Here is a 21,197-nt window from a genome sequence, read left to right as displayed (position 1 = left end):
CCCCGTCTAGTAATTTATTTTTCTCTCATATTAACTATAGAATATTTTACAGATAATTCAAAAATAATATAAATATGGGAGATTTGATAGATAATTGGAAAATTATCTATTATAATGACGAGATTTTGAACTTATTGGATTCACTAATTTTAGAAAAAATAGGCAGGAGAGAATTAGGAGTGTCTGAAAAGTCATATTTCTACCAATGCTGTAAAGGAATAACCGGTCCTCTAAGATAAGAGTAGATAGTGGTAAGTAAGGATGTTAGACATATATCGAAAGAGGAACCTTTAGGCTTGTCCCAAAGGTCCCTCTAAGCTTTTAGATGTTTAATCGCATAGGAAGCCAGCTGGACACGGTTTTCCAGTCCCAGTTTTTCCAATAAGTTTTTGATATGATTTTTTACCGTGTTTTCAGCAATAAATAATTGCTCAGCGATTTGTTTATTGGTAATCCCTTCTGTAAGCAATAACAGAATCTCTTTTTCACGGGGAGTAAGTGCTTTTGCCAAAGGGGAGTCCTGCAGGTCCTTCTCCCTGAACTGATAAAGAAGCTTTCCAGCCATTCCCCTTGTTGCTTCACTCGACCCTTCAACGATGGAGTAAAGATATTGCAGCCAATCATCGGGGTCCATATTCTTTAGGAGGTACCCTTGAGCACCATATTGTATTGCCGTGAACAAATCAGCCACATTATCTGAAACACTCAAAATGATGACCTTTATATAAGGGAAGTTCTCTTTAATCACTTTTGTGGCTTCCAACCCATTTATTACAGGCATTTCAATATCGATTAGGACGATATCGGGGATAAGTTCCCTGCTTAGTTCAATCGCTTCGGCCCCGTTTGTAGCCTGTCCAATTACTTGGAAAATTGAGTCATCCTCAAGCATGGTGATAATGGCTTCACGAGCATGGGGGTGATCATCTGCAATTAACACACGATATAGATGGTCCATTATTTCTTACCTCGCAGCAAAATTTTTGTTCCGATCCCTATTTTCGAATCGATTTCATATAAGGCACCGAGCTTTTCTGCTCTGCTCTTTAACATCGAAATCCCGTATTGTTGGAGACCGATACTAGTCACTTCAAATCCCACTCCGTTATCGATAATCTCCAATATCCAATGGCTATCATAGGCCTGAAAATTAAAGGATACATTGGAAGCTTCCGAATGTTTTCGAATGTTTGTATAAGCCTCCTGAATAATGCCAAAAAGCTGTACCTCTTCAGCCGGGGTGAAATATTCATACTTTAAATGGATGCTGGAATCTATATCAATCCCCGAGACAGTACTCCAGTCCTCCAGCCAATTTTCGATTCTTTTAGAAAAAGAAACATTTTCGGCCGGGTTCATTCTTAAGTTAAAAATAGCCTGCCGCAGCTGGGTGTCAATGGAATTTACGAGAGAGCCAGCTTCATCCAGCTTTCCTTTTTTTAGATGGACTTTTAATAAAAACAGAGTTTGGGCAATACTGTCATGTAATTCCTTTGCTAATCTTTCTCTTTCTTCATAGATTGCCCGCATTTCCCTCTCGTCGGCAATTCTTTGGTTCTTGATTTCAATGATATGGAACATCCAGATGGCAAAGGCATATGAAATGAGGAAGGTCAGGATCGTAATTAAATAGTTCCCTGTCTGCATCGATACTTCATGTAGAAGCGTACTGTGACGAAAAAATTCAAACCCGCCAATTAATATGGTAGGGATTAAGGCAGTAAAAAACATCAGTATTCGGTTAGACATCAGTAATGGTTCTCCTTTAACATCAAGAAACTTCATCTTAAACTATTTTAACGATACCTCACTGTGACAAATTTATGAACAGTTGTGGTCTATTTTATTAAAAAATAGCCCGTAAGAGTCATATAAAAAAGGGATGAAAAGTCATAACTTTAATTTAGGTGCTTCTTGTAGACAAAGAGAGGTGATAGTTATAAAACAGCTTAGATATATCATTTTATTTTTTCTTTTATTATCACTAGCATTTCCTCGAGCTGCTTTCGCCCATGCCGTATTAGAAGAGGCAACGCCGGCTCAGGATAGTCACCTGCAGTCTTCCCCAAAGGAAATTACTCTAACGTTTAATGAAAGGTTGGAAAATGAATTCTTTATTCTCAAGGTTTTCGATGAGAACGGAGAGGAGATTGGGGGACCAAAGGCCAAGCTAAGCGTTAATCATAAGCAATTAAGCTTGGACTTACCTAAACTTTCAGATGGGAATTATGCAGTATCCTATCAGGTGGTTTCCGCGGACGGGCATCCTGTAAAGGGTTCTTATATTTTTTCGATTGGGGCAGGGTTTACTGAAAAAAGTAATACTGCACAGATTCAACAAGAAAATGAGTCACCTTTAACATCAGTAGTACGGATTTTCTATTATCTTGTGTTGCTTCTTACCACAGGCTGGATTTTGTGGGGAGCATGGCTGCGAAAAGAATTGGCGGAATCTACGGACATTAAACATAGCTATGAAAATTGGGCACGACTTTTGCTAGTTGTCCTTTTGCTAGCCAATATTGGGTTGGGTGCCGTATTGGCAGGAGGGTATCTCGAACAATGGAGTCTGAGTAATATAATTGCCATGATTACCGATACAACAGCGGGGATATCTTGGATGTTTACAATGATTTTATTGCTTATTGGTGTTGGCATTTTACTCCGCAATCCTTTGGTAGATAGTGTCTGGGTATTGCTGGTTCTTGGGGCAAAAAGCGTAAATGGTCATGCATTTGCCTTCGAGCCAAGGATCATGACCGTTTCATTGGATTTGCTTCACTTGCTGGCAGCAGCCATTTGGGCGGGCGGTTTACTCTATATTTTGCTTTATTTTAAAAAGTTTCAAGAACATGTACAAAGGTTTTTGGGAATATTTTCTACAGCAGCCCTAATCAGTATGGTGGTGTTGATTGGAACCGGATTGCTATCTACCTTTATTTATTTGCCAAAAATCCAATACGTTTTGGACACCCGGTGGGGAACCTTGCTATTGATTAAAACTGTCCTCGTACTAGTAGTGATCGTTGTTGCCGGAATTTTGCGCTTTTATTTAAAAAAACAGTCGAAGGGAAATATTGCTAAACTGGTAAAGCTTGATTTTATCCTGATGATTAGCATTGTGGGGATCGTGGGCGTGTTCACCTACCTTAGCCCGATTCCGGCAAATAAACCAATGCACTGGTATGAAAAGGTGGAAGGAATAGATTTTACAACAACCATTTCACCTAAGGTCCCAGGCACCAACTCATTTATGGTGGAGGCGAATTCCCATGAGCAAGGTCTGGGAATCAAACGAATTGAACTTAATTTAATATTTAAGGACAATTCTGATGTCGCTCCGATTCATGTTCCACTAGAGGTTTACGATCAAGGGAAGTATGCCCATTTTATGACCGATGGCAGCTATCTGCCGTTTGCCGGGAATTGGACTGCAGAAGTCCGGATTCTGGATTCTGAAGATAATGAAAAGGTGTATCATAAGGATTTTGTTGTCTATTAACAAAAAAAGAGGAGATTTTCATGATGAAAAAGCTTTTAACATTTATGTTCTCGATGATTGGGGCATTATCCCTTTTTGCTGGCGCGGCCAGTGCCCATGTTACCGTACAGCCGAGCGAAACTTCTCAAGGAAAATATGAAGTATTCACGGTTAAAGTTCCCTCCGAAAATGAGCAGGTACCAACCACTAAGATTGAGGTGAAAATTCCTGAGGATGTTGATGTAACCCGTTTTGAACCAAAGCCAGGCTGGAAATATGACGTTCAAAAGGATGCACCAGGAAAAATCACAAGCGTTATCTGGACGGCAGAAGGCGATGGATTGTCATCAACTGAATTTGCGATGTTTAACATGTCCGGAAAAGTCGGTGACAAAGCAGAGAGAATTGTCTGGAAAGCCTACCAAACGTATCAGGATGGAAGTGTCGTAGAATGGGTCGGGGCAGAGGATGCGGACAAGCCTGCTTCAGTCACCGTTGTCCATCCGGCGGTTGCAGGAGATAACGGGCATGGTCATGGTGCTGCCCAAACAGATAAAAAGACCGATACTGCTGCAGATCAAAATCAAAAAATGGAAGATGTAGCTTCGTCGAACGTACCGCTCTTCCTATCTATTGCAGCATTGCTTGTAGGGTTAATTGCTTTAGTGGTTTCCTTAAAAAAGAAATCCTAGGTTTATAAGAACCCTTTGTTCGGGTATTTCTACTGTATTTTATCCGATTTTGTCCGTAGGCCCTAGTCCTACGGACACTTCCTTCTGTTTTCGTGGTGGTTTTGTCCGAAGTGACGAAAGAAATAAAGGCTGTCGAAGTTTTTCGACAGCCTGAGGTACATGGCTTTTATGAGCCTGTACCTTTTTTTCTTAAACAAATGAATTATTTCGCCACGATAATCTTATAGAATCTGATTTAAAAACCTTTGTGTCCGCTCGTGCTTTGGATTTGAGAAGATTTCACTTGGATGTCCTTCTTCTATTATATTGCCGTCGGCAAGCATAACGATTCGGCTTGCTACTTCTTTTGCAAAGCCCATCTCGTGTGTCACGATGACCATTGTCATTCCTTCACGGGCTAAATCCTTCATTACTTGAAGTACCTCGCCCACAAGCTCAGGGTCCAATGCCGAAGTTGGTTCGTCGAATAGCATGGCTTTTGGCTCCATTGCCAATGCTCTGGCGATGGCCACACGCTGCTTTTGCCCGCCAGATAATTGGTCTGGGTAGAAGTTGGCTTTATCCTGGAGGCCTACTTTTTTCAGGAGGTCCATTGCTTTAGAACGGGCCTGATCTTTAGATACACTCTTTACATGAACAGGGGCCTCAATGATATTTTCCAGCACGGTCATGTGCGGGAATAGGTTGAAATGCTGAAATACCATTCCCACTTTTTCTCTTATCTTATTAAGATTCGTTTTTGCGGGATTGATTTTTTCCGTATCGATGATAATGTCTCCGGCTTCTGCTGTCTCTAAAAAGTTTAAACAGCGGAGAAGGGTACTTTTCCCTGAACCACTCGCACCGATTAGGACAACAACCTCTTTTTCTTTTACGTGTAAATCAATATTTTTTAAAACTTGTAGTTCCCCGAAAGATTTTGATAGATTTTTAATTTCAATCATGCGGCTGCTGCCTCCTTCGGTCTACTGACATCCAACCTTTTCTCCAATCGGTTTGTGAACCACGTGAAAATTAACACGATAATCAAATAATAAAGTCCGACAACAAAGTAGGTTTCAAATGGCATATAGTTTTCCCCTTGGACGGTAAGGGCAGTGTTAAATAAGTCTGTTACAGAAATATAGGCAACCAGGGAAGAATCTTTTAAGCTGATAATGAACTGATTCCCTAGCGGCGGGATGGCTCGTTTGAAGGCCTGTGGAAAAATAATTCTGCGCATTGCAAGCGGGTAGGACATCCCTAGCGATCTTGCAGCTTCCATTTGCCCGCGGTCAATCGATTGGACAGCCCCCCTGAAAATTTCCGCTATATACGCACCGGTATGAATGCTTAACGCAAGCGCCCCGGCAGTAAAGCTGTCAAGGGTTAGAAAATTCGCGATTCCATAATATAGGAACATAATTTGAACGATTAACGGAGTCCCGCGGATAAGCCCAATATAAATATCAGAAATCCAATTAAGAAATTTGATAGAAGAGATTTTAAAACTGGCAAAGATGATTCCAATGATTAATGCAAATAGCAGAGAAATAATTGTAATGGAAATCGTCATCCATGAGGCTTTCAAGAAGGCCATACCATGCTCATTCAGGATGCCGATAATGTTTTGCCAAAAAGTCATGATTTCATTTCAACCTCCTTTGAAAAAACGTAAGCCCCAAGCATGGAGCTTACGTTATCCAATTTTCCTATTTTGCGTCTTAAAGATGTGCGGGTGCTTACTTTTCAAGTAAGTTTTCGTTGAACCATTTTTTGCTGATTTTTTCGTAAGTGCCATCCTTCTGCATGTCGTCAATGGCTTTGTTGATTTTATCAGCAAGCTCTTTGTTACCTTCTGCAACCGCAACACTAACGCGGTCCTCATTTAGCAGGTTGCCAATCGGCTTTATTTTTAAACCTTTTTCGTTTTTCGCATTCAAACCGACGATTTTATCAGTAATAACGGCATCTAAACGGCCAATTGCTAAGTCTTGAAGAGCGTTAACATCAGATGGATATCCTTTTACTTGATCGGATAGTTCCAGGGCCATATCTTTCCAAGTGCTAGCCTGGATTACACCGATTGTTTTTCCCTTTAAATCATCTTTTGAAGTAATATTACTGTTGTTCTCAGCCACAAAGATTTGGGCGCCGGATAAATAATATGGGTTTGTGAAGTCTACTTGCTTATCACGTTCAGGTGTTGCTGTCATACTTCCGATAATCGCATCGTATTTTTTAGCTTTTAAACCTTGGATGATCGTTTCCCATTGATTAGTCACAGGATTTGCTTTTACACCAATTCTTTTAGCAATCTCATTTCCAATCTCTACGTCAAAACCAGTTAATTTGTCATCTTTCTTAAAGTTTAATGGCGGATATTGCCCGCTCATCGCAAACGACAGTGTACCCTGTTTAATTAGACCTAAATCTTCACCCTTTGCCTGGTTTGTTTTAGCTGTGTCTTTCGAACCGCATGCTGCTAAAATCACCAGTAATGCAGAAACTACTAATATCATAAGTTTTCTCATGATGCTTCCCCCTTTTTAATATAAAAAGCACCGTCCATGTGACGGTGCCTGACACCCTCATTAAAAGCTTTGAATTAGATAGTTCTCCACAATTCTTAAAGGAATTGTGACAGTTCTGCCCCATTTCGAGTGCAGCCCCAGCCCTCTGAAAACAGTGATTTCAGATGCTTCGGCGATTTATCCTTTTTCCTATTTTCATAGATTTCACTGAATCTCCAATAGGATACTTATATAAACCGCGACCTCTACCTCATCTCAAAAGCTTAAAGATGAGGAATTAATATTCTTTTCGCAATAATTAGTATAAGTAAATATTTATACATAATCAAGTATAAATTCACTAGAATATTTCCCCATTTGAAAAGACTTGACGAAAATTTGTTAATTGGTATACATTTTTCTACAATACTAATCTTATAAAAAAGGGGTCAGAATGATGCTGCAATGCCGTGAGGATGTATTGGCATTCACGAACCAGCTCGTGAATATCGAAAGTATTGTGAATACAAAGGGTGAAAAAACAATTGCCCAATATTTATATAAATTTATTTCTGCTTTTCCTTATTTTTCAAAAAATCCTTCTCACATGACGATGTCTCAAACCATACAAGATGAACATGAAAGATATAATGTATTGGCATTTGTCAAAGGTACAAAAGGGAATAGCCGCCGTACAGTCATTTTGATGGGACATATGGACACGGTTGGAATTGATGATTTTAATCATCTAAAAGAACATGCGTGTTTTCCGGATCAACTAATGGCTGCGTTAAAGAGGGAGGAACTGCCGGCTTCAGCGAAAGAACATTTAGAATCGGGTGACTGGCTGTTTGGGAGAGGCGTACTTGATATGAAAAGCGGAGTGGCCAGCCATCTCTATCTATTAAAATACTATTCTGACCATCCGGAAGAGCTTGATGGAAATATCGTCTTTTTGGCAGAATGTGATGAAGAGGACAGCTCTCACGGAGTTTTATCTGCCTTAAAGGTTCTGAAAAGCTGGAAGCAGGAGCATGGTTTTGACTATGCTGCGGCGATCAATTCCGATTTCGTCTCCCCGCGCTTTGCAGGAGATGAAAATCGCTATATCTATATGGGGACAGTAGGCAAGCTTCTGCCATCCTTTTTTATTACTGGTGCAGAAACGCATGTTGGCTCTTGCTTTGAAGGGCTTGATCCTAACTTTATCGCGGCGGAGCTGACGAAGCAGATTGATTACAATCCCGAGCTTTGCAATGAGGCCTTAGGTGAAATCACGGTTCCCCCTGTTTCTTTAAAACAAACAGACCTGAAACCGTCTTATACCGTTCAGACCGCGTTGTCTGCCTATGTATACTACAATTTCTTCATCCATTCCTGGTCTCCAAAGGATGTACTGGTAAAATTAAAAGAGCAGGCTCGGATTGCATTTGAAAATGCCTTGAATGCTTTTAATGAAAGATATAAGCAGTTTAGCAGCTTAAGCGGCGAACCATATTTCAAACATCCTTGGCAGCCAAGAGTGTTCACATATGAAGAAATGGAACAACAGTTGGTTATGGAGCACGGTGATACCTTTATCACGCATATGAATCAATTTAAAGAGAATTTAATGGAACATAAGGAATTGGATACACGCATGTTTGCGGCAAGGGTCGTAGAAGAGGCATGGAATTGGATGAAGGACAAAAACCCTGCCATTATCCTGTTCTATTCATCACTATATTCACCAAGAATTGAGTTGTCCGGCAAGACAGGACAGGAACAGGCCCTGATTGATGCTTTAAATCAGGCAGTAGAATCGATTCAGCCAGCCTATCCACATCCAATCGTAACGCGGAATTTCTTCCCGTATATCTCAGATATGAGCTTTGTAGCTCTAAGTGATGACGAAGAAGGAATAGAGGCTGTTTCCAATAATAATCCTGGCTGGGGAACAAAGCATTACGTGGAGTACCAAGACATCCGCGACTTAAATGTGCCGGTCATCAATATTGGCCCTTATGGACTAGATGCCCATAAAAAGCTTGAAAGAATGGAGATGTCCTATTCCCTTGAAGTGGTGCCGAATCTGACCAATCTTGTCATCCGAAATTTATTAAAATAATGAAACTGGGTGTCCTAAAAGGGGCGCCCTATATTTTTTTGCCGGTAAATTATAAAATGGAAGAATGTTATAAGGAACGATATGATTGGAGGAACAGATGGAGGCGCACATATTAGCTTGGTTTGAAAACAGCGGCACATTTGCAATATGGCTAAGTATCTTGTTGAATATCATCATTAGTTTCCTAGGGGTTGTTCCGAGCGTTTTTCTAACTGCGGCCAACATCACTTTCTTCGGATTTGACCAAGGTCTATTAATTTCGATTCTTGGTGAGGCCTTTGGAGCCATAATTAGTTTTTATTTATATAGAAAAGGTATCAATAGGGTAAAAAACAAGATTGCGATAAAAAATAAATTTTTAGATAGATTGCAAAATACGCAAGATATGGAAGCATTTTGTCTGATATTCGCACTTAGGATTTTTCCGTTCATCCCTTCTGGAATGGTGACGCTTGTTAGCGCTGGAAGCAAGGTTGGGATTATTAATTTTTCCATCGCTAGCACGTCGGGGAAAATTCCTGCCCTATTAATAGAGGCGTACTCCGTGAAGCAGGTTTTGGATTGGAGTTTGCAAGGGAAAATTATTTTAGGGTTATGTTCAATTTTCATGGTAGTTATTTTAATAAAAAGGTTTCAAAAATAAGAACAAGGGTCCCTGCGAATAAAGTGCAGGATACCCTTGTTTGTTTTCTTATTTAAAGATTAATACCTTTCCAACTGTGCCATCAGCGCTTTCCCCAACTACACGGAATTTTAATCCGTAGTTTGGAACATTACGGCCGGCATCGACGAGGCCAGGGTTGCTGTAGTCAGCCTTGTCATCAAAAAGTGGGTTGCGCTGGGTGAAGTTGTCAGTTAACGTAAATTGCCCTGGGTAATTCAAGAACATTTTTTCTGTTTTGCTTAGACCAAATGCGGCGTCATGTAATTGGTAACGAGAGGAGCTGATAGTTTTATCACTCCAAGACAAAGCGTGTTGGTCAGCATCTATGACACCAAGGAAGCCATCTCCAGGGTGTACGCCAGTCCAGTTGTTATCCTGAGATTCGTCGACATACCAGACAACCAAACCAGTGTCATAGCTCATTAAGCTTGCACCGCGGCGAAGGTGGGCTAATCCAGCATCGACGCCGTTATGGGAGCGCCACTCCAATAAATAATAGTGATTGGAAGTAAATTTTCCATCATGTTTCGCGAAGCCATCCAATGTAAACTGCAGGTCACCTTCAGCACCATCAGCAAATACTTCCTGGCCGTCAGCCGTCACTTTTACATTATCAACGAAGAAGCCGTCTAAATTAGTGGCCCAGTCAGTCATTGAGCGGAATTGCAGTTTAATTTCCTGTCCAGCATATTCGCTCAAATCAATAGTTTCATGCACCCAGCCATTACTTGAGCCGGTATAGCCCGGAAGGTTTTCTTTAATTGCTGGATAGCCGTTAGGGTCAAGGGTTGTGCTAGTTCGATCGGAAGATAGTGACTTCCACGTATTTCCACCGTCGGTTGATACCTGAACCATCGCGTAATCCCAATCTTTTTCAATATTGTACCAGGCATCGAAATCCAGGGTAGCTTTCGTAGTGCCCTTTAAATCAACTGAAGTTACCATCTTATGGTCAACTTCATCACCTTTGCCGCCATAATATTCATAATTTCCTTCTTTTGGCGAGTTTAGGGCAGTTACCTTATTAGGTAAATCAATTCTAACAGCGTCATTATTGGTACCTTTTGTTACACCTTCATCAAGGAGAACCGAAGTACCTTCTTTTGTGATGGAATCAGCCTTAAGTGTGGTTCCGGTTAACCAGTTACCACCGTGTAAGTTCTGAAGCATTTCTTTAGCGAACGGACTAAAGCCAGAAGGTTCAGTACCCGGAATGTCTCCTGCCCAGCTGCCGCTCGCCATGATTGACCAGTAAGCAATAGCTTCCCCTGCACCACTATATACCGTGTCGTACTCATCTGGAAGACCTAAGTCATGGCCGAATTCATGGGCGAATACTCCGGCAGCGCCGTCTTCAGGCTCGATGGTATAATCGTAAGCACCAAGGAGACCGTCAAAACGATCGCTATTTGATGTTCCGCCCGGAACCGCAACTAGGCCTCCTAGATTCGAACGGTGAGACCAAATTGCATCGCCGCCTAAAGAACCTCCGCCAGCCTCTTCACCGACACCAGCATGAAGGACCATTAAATGGTCAATAATTCCGTCCGGCTCGTTATAGACGCCATCGCCATCATAATCATCGCGGTCCCACACATCATACTCGCTTAAATCAACATTTGGATCGGCACCAGCTTTTTTCAGTGCCTCATATACAAGTGTTCTTGGCCGAGCGTCACTGCCATCAGGTGCAGGATAGTTGCCGCCATAATATGCAGCAGGATGATCCGCTGTATACCAGCCAGCCACTGTACCATCAACCGTATAGCTGCCACCTGATTGCTGCTCATAGTACTGCTTCATCGAAACAAGGTTTTCCCCATTCGGTCCTTCATAGCCATTTTTGCCAAAAATCATATCTTGGAAATGATCGTGGGTATAGTTCTCATACCACATATCAGTTTCATCTTTTGTGATGGAGCTTTTTGCATAATCCGGGAAATCGATTGCCAAAACAAGAACCTTGTCGTGGCGGACATTCCCGTCGTAACTCTCTTTTTGGACTGGGTCTACGGTATTTTTGTTTGCTTGTCCGAGTTTATTTCCCTTGCCATTTTGAAGCCCGTTTGAATTAGGCTTCACTCCTTCTTTAATAGTACCAAGTCCGGCAGGCAGCTGGTCTTTAGTCTTTAATGCTTTGCCTTTTGCTTTTAGATATTGTTGTAATGCCTTTTCCGCCTCTGCAGGGCTTGCATTTTTAGCAATTTTCCCTTGGCGCTTCAGCATTTCTATCAATCTCTCATCATTAGCAATTCCCAGGTCAATCGGTGAACCTTGAGACGATATTTTGGCTGCCGGCCCAGCGGCTTTTCCAACAGGTGCTACCGCCACATTCAGCATTCCCAGCCCTAAAGATAGAGCCAGTGCCGTTGAAAATAGTTTTCTCTTCTTCATAAAGCCCCTCCTAGACAAATATTCGAAACCGCTTTCATTACTAGTGTCTATTAAAATACCAAGTTATGTACCATTCCCCCCTTTAGGGTTACCTTAAAAACTTAGCCTCCCTAAGAAAATAGAATCTATTTTAATAATAAAATTGGTACAGAAAATTGTAAATATTTAAAATATTAAATGACAAAAATAGTTAAATTATCCTAAAAATCGGAAACGTGCTTTATTGTTTGATAAGCATTCTCTGGCATAAAGTGAGAATTTTCTCCTATTTTTTCAAGTGATTAGGTTTGGTAAAATATTCATTATTCGTTAAAATAGGAAATTGGAATTATATCCCGTATCAAAGGGAAGAATTAACGCTTTAAAGCATTGGAGGTCAGGCACCGCTTGGCAATGCATTAAAGTGATGATTAGGAGGGGTTTTGTGAAGAAGCGAGATAACCCACTGGACAAGCGGTTTAAGATTGCCCACCGGGAAGCGTTAATCGGGGTGGTTCTGGTTGTGATCAATTTTGTATGGTGGTACGGGTTTGCTTACGGTTTGGGGTCCAAAAAGGTAGAAGATTACTCATACATATTCGGCTTGCCGACCTGGTTTTTCTATAGCTGCATCGCCGGATTTATCGTAATGGTCATTCTTGTCAGTCTGACCGTGAAATTTCTATTTAAAGATGTACCGTTTGAAGAGGAAGAGAGGAATGCCGAGTGAACTGGGCAGTCATTACGCCATTAATTATTTTTTTATTCATCATTTTTGCTGTCGGCTTCTGGTCGAATAAATTTGTCCTCAAATCCAACTCGTTTTTGGAGGAATATTTTTTAGGTGAACGTCAAATGGGCGGCTTCATTCTTGCGATGACGATGGTAGCCACCTATGGCAGCGCTTCAAGCTTTATCGGCGGACCGGGTGTTGCCTATACACAAGGTCTGGGCTGGGTCCTGCTGGCGATGGCTCAGCTGGCGACTGGATATTTCACTTTAATGGTGCTGGGAAAGAAATTTGCGATTATTTCCCGCCAGTATAAGGCCATTACCCTGATTGACTTCTTGAAAAATCGTTATCATAGCAAGACGGTCGTTCTTTTATCAGCGGCCAGTATTATTATTTTTCTATTCTCATCGATGACGGCTCAATGGATTGGCGGGGCTAGGTTGGTGGAGTCGTTAACTGGACTGCCGTATACGGTCGCATTATTAATCTTTGCATTCTCAGTCCTTGTTTTTGTTATTGTGGGCGGTTTCCGGGCTGTTGCTCTGACGGATACGATTCAAGGTGTCGTCATGTTCATGGGAACTTTAATTCTTCTTATTGCCACCATTAAGGCAGGCGGGGGAATCCCAAGGATAATCTCCGATTTGGCGGCAGAAAATCCTAACTTAATCAGCCCATTTGGTGCCGAACGCACTTTAACTCCGGCGTATGTTTCCTCGTTTTGGATTTTAGTCGGGATTGGCGTCGTCGGCCTGCCGCAGATTGCGGTTCGGGCCATGTCCTATAAAAACTCAAAGGCAATGCACAATGCCATTATCATTGGAACCGTTGTGGTCGGCTTTATCATGCTTGGCATGCACCTCATCGGCGTTTTCGCAAGACCAGTGCTCCCAGGTGTTAAAATCGGCGATACCGTTATGCCGCTGCTTTCTATGAAAGTGCTCCCGCCGTTTGTTGCGGGTATCGTGCTGGCGGCTCCGATGGCGGCCATCATGTCAACAGTTGATGCCCTGTTGATTTTGGTCAGCTCTGCATTAGTGAAGGATGTCTATCTAAATTATATTAAACCGACCGCCAGCGACCAGCAAATTAAAAAGGTAAGTTTCAGCGTAACGGCGATAATTGGTGTCCTGGTCATTTTGCTCGCGTTGAGTCCGCCTGATTTAATCATTTGGCTCAATCTATTTTCGTTTGGCGGCTTGGAGTCCGTGTTTATTTGGCCGGTTATTTTAGGTTTGTATTGGAGCAAGGGGAATAAATATGGGGCGATCACATCAATGATTTTGGGGATGAGTTCGTACATTATCTTTGACCGATTTTATCCTAATCCCCTCGGAGTGCATACGGTGGTGCTGCCAATCCTGATTTCCCTGGCCGGATTTGTCGTCGTAAGTATTTTTACTAATTCTAAATCTAACAGTTTTGTACTGGAAAAATAAGAAGCACTTCAGGGTGCCCCGCTTCGGGACTATTTTTGTTGCAATTTTCTATATGAATTTTTAAAATGAATTAACAGAATGAAGAGGTGGGGGATCCCATTGGTAGAGGTTATTCGCCATTTATCGGCGCTTATCATGCCAGGTTTATTAGTGTTATTTTTTACAAGAGTTACATACAATCGGGTGATTGGCCTTGTCCTGACGGTGGCGCTTATCGCAGCTTCTGTCTACAAGGGGTATACCAATACGTTTGTCCTGATTGTCATTGACGCCTTTTCGCTGACCGCCGGTTTCTGGCTCGCCGCGAAAATGAAGCCCAAAACCGTTAGAAAAATTGATGGATAATAGTCTGCCTTAATTGGCAGGCTTTTTTTGTTTTATTAAATAAAAAATCGAATATTAGTTCGCATATTAATGGTTTGATTTTGGCTAATTGTGTTAAAATGTTAATATGAAATTTAGAGGAAAACGGCAGATATTTTTAAAAAGGGAGGGAAACCGTGTGAAGGACCAATTTGAGTTAGTTTCAAAGTATTCCCCACAAGGCGACCAGCCGGGTGCCATTAAAGAACTAGTCGAAGGCATCCGAAACAATAAGAAGTACCAGACGCTTCTTGGTGCAACAGGTACGGGGAAGACTTTTACCATTTCAAATGTGATAAAGGAAATTAATAAACCAACCCTTGTCATCGCCCACAATAAAACATTAGCCGGCCAGCTTTACAGCGAGTTCAAGGAGTTTTTTCCAAACAACGCAGTAGAGTATTTTGTCAGCTATTACGATTACTATCAGCCGGAAGCGTACGTTCCGCAGACAGATACGTTTATTGAAAAAGATGCTAGCATCAACGATGAGATTGATAAACTGCGGCACTCCGCGACTTCTTCTTTGTTCGAACGCAAGGACGTCATCATCATCGCCAGCGTATCCTGTATTTATGGCCTCGGTTCGCCGGAGGAATACCGGGAGATGGTGGTTTCCCTCCGCACTGGCATGGAAATTGAGCGCAATCAGCTGCTTCATCGTCTGGTTGATATCCAATATGAACGAAATGATATCGATTTTAAGCGCGGGACGTTCCGGGTACGCGGCGATGTGGTCGAGATATTCCCGGTTTCCCGCGATGAACACTGTATGCGGGTTGAATTTTTCGGGGATGAAATTGACAGGATCCGCGAGGTTGACGCCCTGACCGGTGAAATCATCGGTGAACGCGATCATGTGGCAATTTTCCCGGCATCCCACTTCGTTACCAGGGAAGAGAAGATGCGAATAGCCATCGAGAATATTGAAAAAGAGCTTGAAGAACGGCTTGCCATAATGCGTGAAAACAATAAGCTTCTAGAGGCACAGCGGCTGGAACAGCGCACCCGCTATGACCTTGAAATGATGCGCGAAATGGGCTTTTGTTCCGGAATTGAGAACTACTCGCGCCATCTGACCCTCAGACCGGCAGGCTCGACACCATATACATTATTAGATTATTTTCCAGAAGACTTCCTTATAGTAATTGACGAGTCGCACGTAACCCTGCCGCAAATCAGGGGAATGTTCAATGGCGACAAGGCGCGGAAGGAAGTTCTGGTTGAACATGGTTTCCGCCTTCCATCTGCGTTGGATAACCGGCCGCTCACGTTTGACGAGTTTGAAAAGCATATCCACAACATCGTCTTCGTTTCAGCGACACCGGGACCTTATGAGCAAGAGCATACACCAGAAATGATAGAGCAAATCATTCGCCCAACTGGACTACTAGATCCAACTATCGATGTCCGTCCAATCCAAGGACAAATTGATGACCTGATTGGCGAAATTCAGGATCGCGTTAAACGAAACGAACGCGTCCTGGTCACGACTTTAACGAAAAAAATGTCCGAAGACTTAACGGATTATCTGAAGGAAATTGGTATCAAGGTCCAGTATTTGCACTCTGAGATCAAAACGCTTGAGCGGATTGAAATTATCCGTGAGCTTCGTCTTGGTAAATACGATGTTCTAGTCGGAATCAACCTGCTCCGGGAAGGTCTCGATATTCCGGAAGTTTCTTTGGTTACCATTCTTGATGCCGACAAGGAAGGCTTCCTCCGTTCGGAACGTTCCTTGATTCAGACGATCGGCCGGGCAGCCCGGAATGCAAACGGTCATGTCATCATGTATGCGGACCGAATGACCAATTCAATGGAATTGGCCATCAGCGAGACGAAGCGCCGCCGTGCTATACAAGAGGAGTACAATGAAAAGCATGGCATTACGCCTAAGACTATTCAGAAGGATATACGTGATGTCATCCGCGCTACCCATGCGGCGGAAGAACAGGAAGATTACAAACCGACTGCAGCATTTGGCAAGATGACGAAGAAGGAACGAGACAAACTGATTGGCGATATGGAAAAAGAAATGAAGGCTGCCGCCAAAGCGCTTGATTTTGAGCGTGCCGCAGAGCTTCGTGATTTAATTTTGGAATTAAAGGCGGAAGGGTAACAAAACACCGCTTTTATAAACGGAAGGATGACGTAATGCATGGCAATGGAAAAATTAATTGTGAAAGGTGCCAGAACCCACAATTTAAAAAATGTCGATGTCACCATTCCGAGAGATAAGCTTGTTGTATTGACAGGACTTTCCGGGTCAGGAAAGTCCTCGCTCGCTTTTGATACGATTTATGCAGAAGGTCAGCGCCGCTATGTGGAATCACTCTCGGCCTACGCAAGGCAGTTTCTCGGACAAATGGATAAGCCCGATGTGGACATGATTGAAGGCTTGTCTCCGGCAATTTCAATCGATCAAAAAACAACTAGCCGGAATCCGCGCTCAACGGTCGGAACGGTGACCGAAATCTACGATTATTTAAGATTGTTATTTGCTAGAGTCGGACATCCAACCTGTCCGATTCACCATATTGAAATCTCCTCACAAACCATTGAGCAGATGGTCGACCGTGTTCTCGAATATCCAGAACGGACGAAAATGCAAATCCTCGCTCCAGTGATTTCAGGGCGTAAAGGACAGCATGTTAAGGTATTTGAAGACATTAAGAAGCAAGGCTTTGTCCGTGTCCGAGTTGACGGGGAAATGCTAGACCTGAGCGACGACATTGAGCTTGATAAAAATAAAAAGCATTCGATTGAAGTGGTTGTTGACCGGATTGTCATTAAAGAAGGTATCGCCGCTCGTGCCGCCGACTCCATTGAAACAGCCTTGGGTCTTGGCGAAGGAAAGGTAATCGTTGATGTCATTGGCGAGGAAGAGCTTCTGTTCAGTGAAAACCACTCATGCCCTCAATGCGGTTTTTCGATTGGGGAACTGGAGCCGCGGATGTTCTCATTTAACAGTCCATTCGGAGCCTGCCCGCAATGTGATGGCTTGGGCTCAAAGCTTGAGGTTGATCTCGATTTGGTGATTCCAAATAAAGATTTGACCTTGAAACAGCATGCGATTGCTCCATGGGAACCAACAAGCTCACAATATTACCCGCAGCTGCTGGAAGCAGTCTGCAATCATTATGGTATTGAAATGGATATTCCTGTAAAGGACCTTCCGGAACATCAGCTTGAAAAAATTCTCTATGGCTCAGGTTCGGAAAAAATTTACTTCCGCTACGAGAACGATTTTGGGCAGCTCCGCGAGGGCTATATCCAATTTGAAGGTGTCATTAGCAATGTCGAGCGCCGCTATAAGGAGACAAGCTCTGATTTCATCCGTGAGCAAATGGAAAAATACATGGGCCATCAGCCATGCCCAACCTGTAAAGGCTACCGTTTGAAGAAAGAAGCACTGGCTGTTTTAATCAACGGCCGTCATATCTCACAAATAACGGAACTTGCAATTGATGAAGCGAAGGCCTTTTTCTCGAGCCTTCAGCTTTCCGAAAAAGAAGAGCAGATTTCTAGATTGATTTTACGAGAAATAGACGAGCGCATAGGCTTTCTGATTAATGTTGGTCTCGATTATCTGAATTTAAGCAGGCAGGCAGGAACCCTTTCAGGTGGAGAGGCTCAGCGGATTCGCTTAGCGACGCAAATTGGTTCCCGGCTGACAGGTGTGCTTTATATCTTGGATGAACCGTCTATCGGGCTCCACCAGCGGGACAATGACCGGTTAATTGGGACGCTGCAAAATATGCGTGATATCGGCAACACGCTGATTGTCGTTGAGCATGATGAGGATACGATGATGGCCGCGGATTATTTGATTGATATTGGTCCGGGTGCCGGGGTGCACGGGGGTGAAGTCGTTTCCGCTGGAACACCGGAAGAGGTGATGGCTGATCCGAACTCGCTAACAGGCCAGTATTTGTCAGGGAAAAAATTTATTCCGCTGCCGCTTGAACGCCGCAAGCCGGATGGCCGTTATGTCGAAATCAAAGGAGCGGCTGAAAATAACTTAAAAAATGTCAACGTGAAGATTCCATTAGGCCAGTTTATAGCCGTAACGGGCGTATCCGGTTCCGGAAAAAGTACGCTTGTGAATGAAATCCTTCATAAGGCGCTGGCTCAGAAGCTTAATCGCGCAAAGACGAAGCCAGGCCAACATAAGAGTATTAAGGGTATAGAACATTTAGAAAAAGTCATTGATATCGACCAGTCACCAATCGGTCGGACGCCTCGCTCCAATCCGGCAACTTACACCGGTGTGTTTGATGACATTCGTGATGTGTATGCTGCCACAAACGAATCCAAAGTCCGTGGTTACAAAAAGGGCCGCTTCAGCTTTAACGTAAAAGGCGGTCGCTGTGAAGCCTGCCGGGGTGACGGGATTATTAAAATCGAAATGCACTTTTTACCTGATGTTTATGTTCCTTGCGAGGTTTGTCACGGTAAACGCTACAACCGTGAAACGCTCGAGGTAAAATATAAAGGGAAAAATATTTCCGAAGTTCTCGATATGACCGTTGAGGACGCAGTGAAATTTTTCGAAAACATTCCAAAAATCAGCCGCAAGCTCCAGACGATTTATGATGTGGGACTAGGATACATGACTCTTGGTCAGCCGGCAACGACGATGTCGGGAGGGGAAGCACAGCGCGTCAAGCTTGCCTCCGAGCTGCACCGCCGCTCCAACGGCCGTTCGTTTTATATCTTGGATGAGCCGACAACCGGTCTCCATGTAGACGACATTTCACGTTTGCTTGTGGTGCTGCAGCGGTTAGTCGAGAATGGCGATACCGTATTGGTCATTGAGCATAACCTGGATGTTATCAAAACTGCCGATTACCTGATCGACCTCGGACCAGAAGGCGGCGACAAAGGTGGTACGATTATTGCTACAGGAACTCCAGAAAAGGTTGCTGAAGTTCCAGAATCGTACACCGGAAAATATCTCAAGCCAATTCTTGAACGCGACCGATTAAGAATGAAACAGGAAATTGAAGATAAAAGTGCCATAAATGCATAGATAAGTTCTAGGAAGAGCCGGAACCGCTTAAGAAGTGGGGTCGGCTCTTTTTTTGTTTGGAAATCACTATTTAATGGGTGTTGTTAGCCTCGGAATTGGTGTTCGGGGGATAATGGCAGGAAATAGGCGGATTTGCTGCACAGTTCGGCGGATATACCCAAAGTTTTGGCGGATATAATCGGGAATTCAGCGGATAACTCCCAATATCTGGCGGATAATCCCGAGACCCCTATCCCATACTACCTTGAGTGGATTTATAAAAAGCACCGACTTCAAAATTTCGAAACCTTTCCCGGCCCAATCCGTAAATAAAGGATAAGGGGTGGTGGAGAAAATGGAATCGAGAAAAGTCCTTTCGAGTCTGTGTTATTTCAGCATTTTTTTTGCGGGATTTCTTTTCCCGTTGGTTGTTTATTTTGCATCAGGGGATGAAGTTACCAAAGGGCATGCCAAAAAATCATTGCTGTCGCATGTGCTGCCGGCCGTTTTAACGCCTTTGGCTGTTGTGGCTTTTATTTTTGATTTTGCCAACTTCGAAAATCAATTCCCTTTTGTTTTTATTATTAGTCTGATTGTCCTTGCGATCATATGGGTCGTTGTGATCATATGGAACATTATAAAAGGCGTAAAGGTCTTAGTGGCTGAATAATATTTTATGAAGAAAAATATTAAACCTTAGAGGGTGGAAACCATGAAAGAGGAGCGTACGCGAATTTTAAAAATGGTCGAAGAGGGTAAGCTGTCAGTTGAGGAAGCCTTAACCCTGCTCGAAGAATTGGAGAAGGCTCAAGCTGCGATGGAGCAAAAGCAGGCGAAAATCCTAAATGAGCTGTCATCGGCCGTTCACTTTGAGGAGGCGAAAAAGGAAGATCCTGTTTTTGCTAAGTATCAATCGACTAAGGAAAAGATTTTTGAATTTGTCGATACTGCCTTAAAAAAAATAAAAGAGATTGATTTGGACCTGAATTTTGGCCATTCCTATGAAATTTCGCATATATTTCACCATGGCAATGTAGAACTTAAGGACATGGATATTGACCTTGCAAATGGCTCCGTGAAACTCGTTGCTTGGGATCAGCCGGATGTTCGGGTGGAGTGCCAGGCAAAGGTTTATCGCGTTGACAATCAGGATCAAGCCCGCCAAAACTTTTTACGGGATGTTGCGTTTACAGTGGAGTCCGAAAAGCTGAGCTTTTTAACTCAGCAAAAATGGATGAAGGTGGAAGCCGTGATGTTCGTGCCCAAAACGCAGTATGATAAGGTACGGGTGCGGATCTTTAATGGCTCCATTTCCGGCGGTGATATTAATGTAAATGATCTCCGTGTGAAAACAGCAAATGGGAAAATTAAGCTGGAACAGCTCTTAGGCACGAAAGCAGAGATAGAAACAGCGAACGGGAAAATCAAGGTCAAGAACAGCCGCTTTGATGAGCTCGAGGCCGAGACGATAAATGGTGCGATAAAGCTTGACGGTGATTTTAAAAAGGCGGAGGCCCAATCCTTTAATGGACACGTCAGCGTGAACTTGAGTGGTGACCGCTGCGAATGGATTCATGCCAAAACAACGTCAGGCCCAATTGATTTGTATATTCCGGAGAGTCTGCCGGTAAATGGTGAGCTTAAAACTAATCTTGGCGGCTTTAATCTAAAGCTTGTCGGCGTACAGATTTTAGAGGAAAAGAGCGAAATGATTCAAAAATCGCTTCGCTTCCAATCCGTCAATCATCCTGATAAAATGTTAAAAATATATGCGGACTCTAAATCGGGTTCAATTTCGTTGCAAAAATCTTTTGAATAATTAGGGCTTTTGCTAATATATTT

17 protein-coding genes and 1 riboswitch are annotated in these 21,197 nt (G+C 42.9%); of the genes, 11 read left to right on the top strand and 6 right to left on the bottom strand.

The window, feature by feature from the left end; all coding sequences use genetic code 11:
• Window positions 1-313: 313 nt before the first annotated feature.
• Window positions 314-958, bottom strand: a complete 645-nt coding sequence (locus ACZ5B7_RS26255) for a response regulator (protein ID WP_464491530.1) — start codon at window positions 956-958, stop codon at window positions 314-316.
• Window positions 958-1,749 (bottom strand): sensor histidine kinase, encoded by a 792-nt coding sequence (locus tag ACZ5B7_RS26250; protein WP_464491529.1) that lies wholly within the window; start codon window positions 1,747-1,749, stop codon window positions 958-960. Before ACZ5B7_RS26250 ends, ACZ5B7_RS26255 begins: the two co-directional genes overlap by 1 nt.
• 181 nt (window positions 1,750-1,930) lie before the next feature.
• Here ACZ5B7_RS26250 and ACZ5B7_RS26245 point away from each other — a divergent pair, with 181 nt between their 5' ends.
• Together ACZ5B7_RS26245 and ACZ5B7_RS26240 are read left to right on the top strand one after the other, a co-directional pair.
• Window positions 1,931-3,502, top strand: a complete 1,572-nt coding sequence (locus ACZ5B7_RS26245; RefSeq protein ID WP_464491528.1) for a copper resistance CopC/CopD family protein — start codon at window positions 1,931-1,933, stop codon at window positions 3,500-3,502.
• A 20-nt stretch (window positions 3,503-3,522) separates the two neighbouring features.
• Window positions 3,523-4,173: a YcnI family copper-binding membrane protein gene (locus tag ACZ5B7_RS26240; RefSeq protein ID WP_464491527.1), complete on the top strand. Its 651-nt coding sequence runs from the start codon at window positions 3,523-3,525 to the stop codon at window positions 4,171-4,173.
• A gap of 221 nt (window positions 4,174-4,394) precedes the next feature.
• On the opposite strand, the gene ACZ5B7_RS26235 is transcribed toward ACZ5B7_RS26240, so the two are convergent.
• From ACZ5B7_RS26235 to ACZ5B7_RS26225, 3 genes are all read right to left on the bottom strand, one after another.
• Window positions 4,395-5,117, bottom strand: a complete 723-nt coding sequence (locus ACZ5B7_RS26235) for an amino acid ABC transporter ATP-binding protein (RefSeq protein WP_378583118.1) — start codon at window positions 5,115-5,117, stop codon at window positions 4,395-4,397.
• Entirely contained in the window at window positions 5,114-5,797 is a 684-nt protein-coding gene (locus tag ACZ5B7_RS26230; protein WP_464491526.1) for an amino acid ABC transporter permease, read from the bottom strand. Before ACZ5B7_RS26230 ends, ACZ5B7_RS26235 begins: the two co-directional genes overlap by 4 nt.
• Window positions 5,798-5,894: 97 nt before the next feature.
• Window positions 5,895-6,689, bottom strand: a complete 795-nt coding sequence (locus ACZ5B7_RS26225) for an ABC transporter substrate-binding protein (protein ID WP_464494573.1) — start codon at window positions 6,687-6,689, stop codon at window positions 5,895-5,897.
• 68 nt (window positions 6,690-6,757) lie between these two features.
• Window positions 6,758-6,942: riboswitch (Lysine riboswitch) on the bottom strand.
• A 180-nt stretch (window positions 6,943-7,122) separates the two neighbouring features.
• On the opposite strand from ACZ5B7_RS26225, the gene ACZ5B7_RS26220 reads away from it, so the two are divergent.
• Window positions 7,123-8,772 carry a M20/M25/M40 family metallo-hydrolase gene (locus ACZ5B7_RS26220; protein WP_464494572.1) on the top strand — a complete coding sequence of 550 codons (1,650 nt, stop codon included), beginning with the start codon at window positions 7,123-7,125 and terminating at the stop codon, window positions 8,770-8,772.
• A 97-nt stretch (window positions 8,773-8,869) separates the two neighbouring features.
• On the top strand, window positions 8,870-9,415 hold the full coding sequence (locus ACZ5B7_RS26215) for a TVP38/TMEM64 family protein (RefSeq protein ID WP_464491525.1): 546 nt from the start codon (window positions 8,870-8,872) through the stop codon (window positions 9,413-9,415).
• A gap of 48 nt (window positions 9,416-9,463) precedes the next feature.
• Here the strand turns inward: ACZ5B7_RS26215 and ACZ5B7_RS26210 are convergent, their stop codons facing one another.
• Complete coding sequence (locus ACZ5B7_RS26210) at window positions 9,464-11,830, bottom strand: immune inhibitor A domain-containing protein (RefSeq protein ID WP_464491524.1); 2,367 nt, start codon at window positions 11,828-11,830, stop codon at window positions 9,464-9,466.
• Between the two features lie 424 nt (window positions 11,831-12,254).
• Between ACZ5B7_RS26210 and ACZ5B7_RS26205 the strand changes: the two genes are divergently transcribed.
• From ACZ5B7_RS26205 to ACZ5B7_RS26175, 7 genes are all read left to right on the top strand, one after another.
• Entirely contained in the window at window positions 12,255-12,539 is a 285-nt protein-coding gene (locus ACZ5B7_RS26205) for a YhdT family protein (RefSeq protein WP_464491523.1), read from the top strand.
• Window positions 12,536-13,981, top strand: a complete 1,446-nt coding sequence (gene panF / locus ACZ5B7_RS26200) for a sodium/pantothenate symporter (protein ID WP_423799592.1) — start codon at window positions 12,536-12,538, stop codon at window positions 13,979-13,981. Before ACZ5B7_RS26205 ends, panF begins: the two co-directional genes overlap by 4 nt.
• A gap of 99 nt (window positions 13,982-14,080) precedes the next feature.
• Window positions 14,081-14,326, top strand: coding sequence for a CsbA family protein (locus tag ACZ5B7_RS26195; RefSeq protein WP_261363790.1), 246 nt, complete (start codon window positions 14,081-14,083; stop codon window positions 14,324-14,326).
• A 157-nt stretch (window positions 14,327-14,483) separates the two neighbouring features.
• The gene (uvrB, locus tag ACZ5B7_RS26190; protein ID WP_464491522.1) at window positions 14,484-16,463 is read left to right on the top strand and encodes an excinuclease ABC subunit UvrB; all 1,980 of its coding nucleotides are present in this window, start codon (window positions 14,484-14,486) and stop codon (window positions 16,461-16,463) included.
• Between the two features lie 39 nt (window positions 16,464-16,502).
• Window positions 16,503-19,376 (top strand): excinuclease ABC subunit UvrA, encoded by a 2,874-nt coding sequence (gene uvrA, locus ACZ5B7_RS26185; RefSeq protein ID WP_464491521.1) that lies wholly within the window; start codon window positions 16,503-16,505, stop codon window positions 19,374-19,376.
• Between the two features lie 334 nt (window positions 19,377-19,710).
• Window positions 19,711-20,025 (top strand): magnetosome magnetite crystal formation protein family, encoded by a 315-nt coding sequence (locus ACZ5B7_RS26180; protein ID WP_464491520.1) that lies wholly within the window; start codon window positions 19,711-19,713, stop codon window positions 20,023-20,025.
• Between the two features lie 42 nt (window positions 20,026-20,067).
• Entirely contained in the window at window positions 20,068-21,174 is a 1,107-nt protein-coding gene (locus ACZ5B7_RS26175; RefSeq protein WP_464491519.1) for a DUF4097 family beta strand repeat-containing protein, read from the top strand.
• Window positions 21,175-21,197: the final 23 nt, after the last annotated feature.

The sequence above is a fragment of the Neobacillus sp. S1115 genome (genome assembly GCF_055385565.1).
The sequence above is the reverse complement of the archived record's forward strand: the minus strand, read 5'-3'. Positions and strand labels throughout refer to the sequence as shown.

Excerpts from the sequence above, each read along its gene's own strand:
- ACZ5B7_RS26180 (WP_464491520.1), top strand. The coding sequence starts at position 19,711 with ATGGAATCGAGAAAAGTCCTTTCGAGTCTGTGTTATTTCAGCATTTTT.
- uvrA (WP_464491521.1), top strand. The coding sequence starts at position 16,503 with ATGGCAATGGAAAAATTAATTGTGAAAGGTGCCAGAACCCACAATTTA.
- ACZ5B7_RS26240 (WP_464491527.1), top strand. The coding sequence starts at position 3,523 with ATGATGAAAAAGCTTTTAACATTTATGTTCTCGATGATTGGGGCATTA.
- ACZ5B7_RS26250 (WP_464491529.1), bottom strand. The coding sequence starts at position 1,749 with ATGTCTAACCGAATACTGATGTTTTTTACTGCCTTAATCCCTACCATA.
- ACZ5B7_RS26215 (WP_464491525.1), top strand. The coding sequence starts at position 8,870 with ATGGAGGCGCACATATTAGCTTGGTTTGAAAACAGCGGCACATTTGCA.
- ACZ5B7_RS26255 (WP_464491530.1), bottom strand. The coding sequence starts at position 958 with ATGGACCATCTATATCGTGTGTTAATTGCAGATGATCACCCCCATGCT.
- ACZ5B7_RS26220 (WP_464494572.1), top strand. The coding sequence starts at position 7,123 with ATGCTGCAATGCCGTGAGGATGTATTGGCATTCACGAACCAGCTCGTG.
- ACZ5B7_RS26175 (WP_464491519.1), top strand. The coding sequence starts at position 20,068 with ATGAAAGAGGAGCGTACGCGAATTTTAAAAATGGTCGAAGAGGGTAAG.
- ACZ5B7_RS26210 (WP_464491524.1), bottom strand. The coding sequence starts at position 11,830 with ATGAAGAAGAGAAAACTATTTTCAACGGCACTGGCTCTATCTTTAGGG.
- ACZ5B7_RS26235 (WP_378583118.1), bottom strand. The coding sequence starts at position 5,117 with ATGATTGAAATTAAAAATCTATCAAAATCTTTCGGGGAACTACAAGTT.
- ACZ5B7_RS26230 (WP_464491526.1), bottom strand. The coding sequence starts at position 5,797 with ATGACTTTTTGGCAAAACATTATCGGCATCCTGAATGAGCATGGTATG.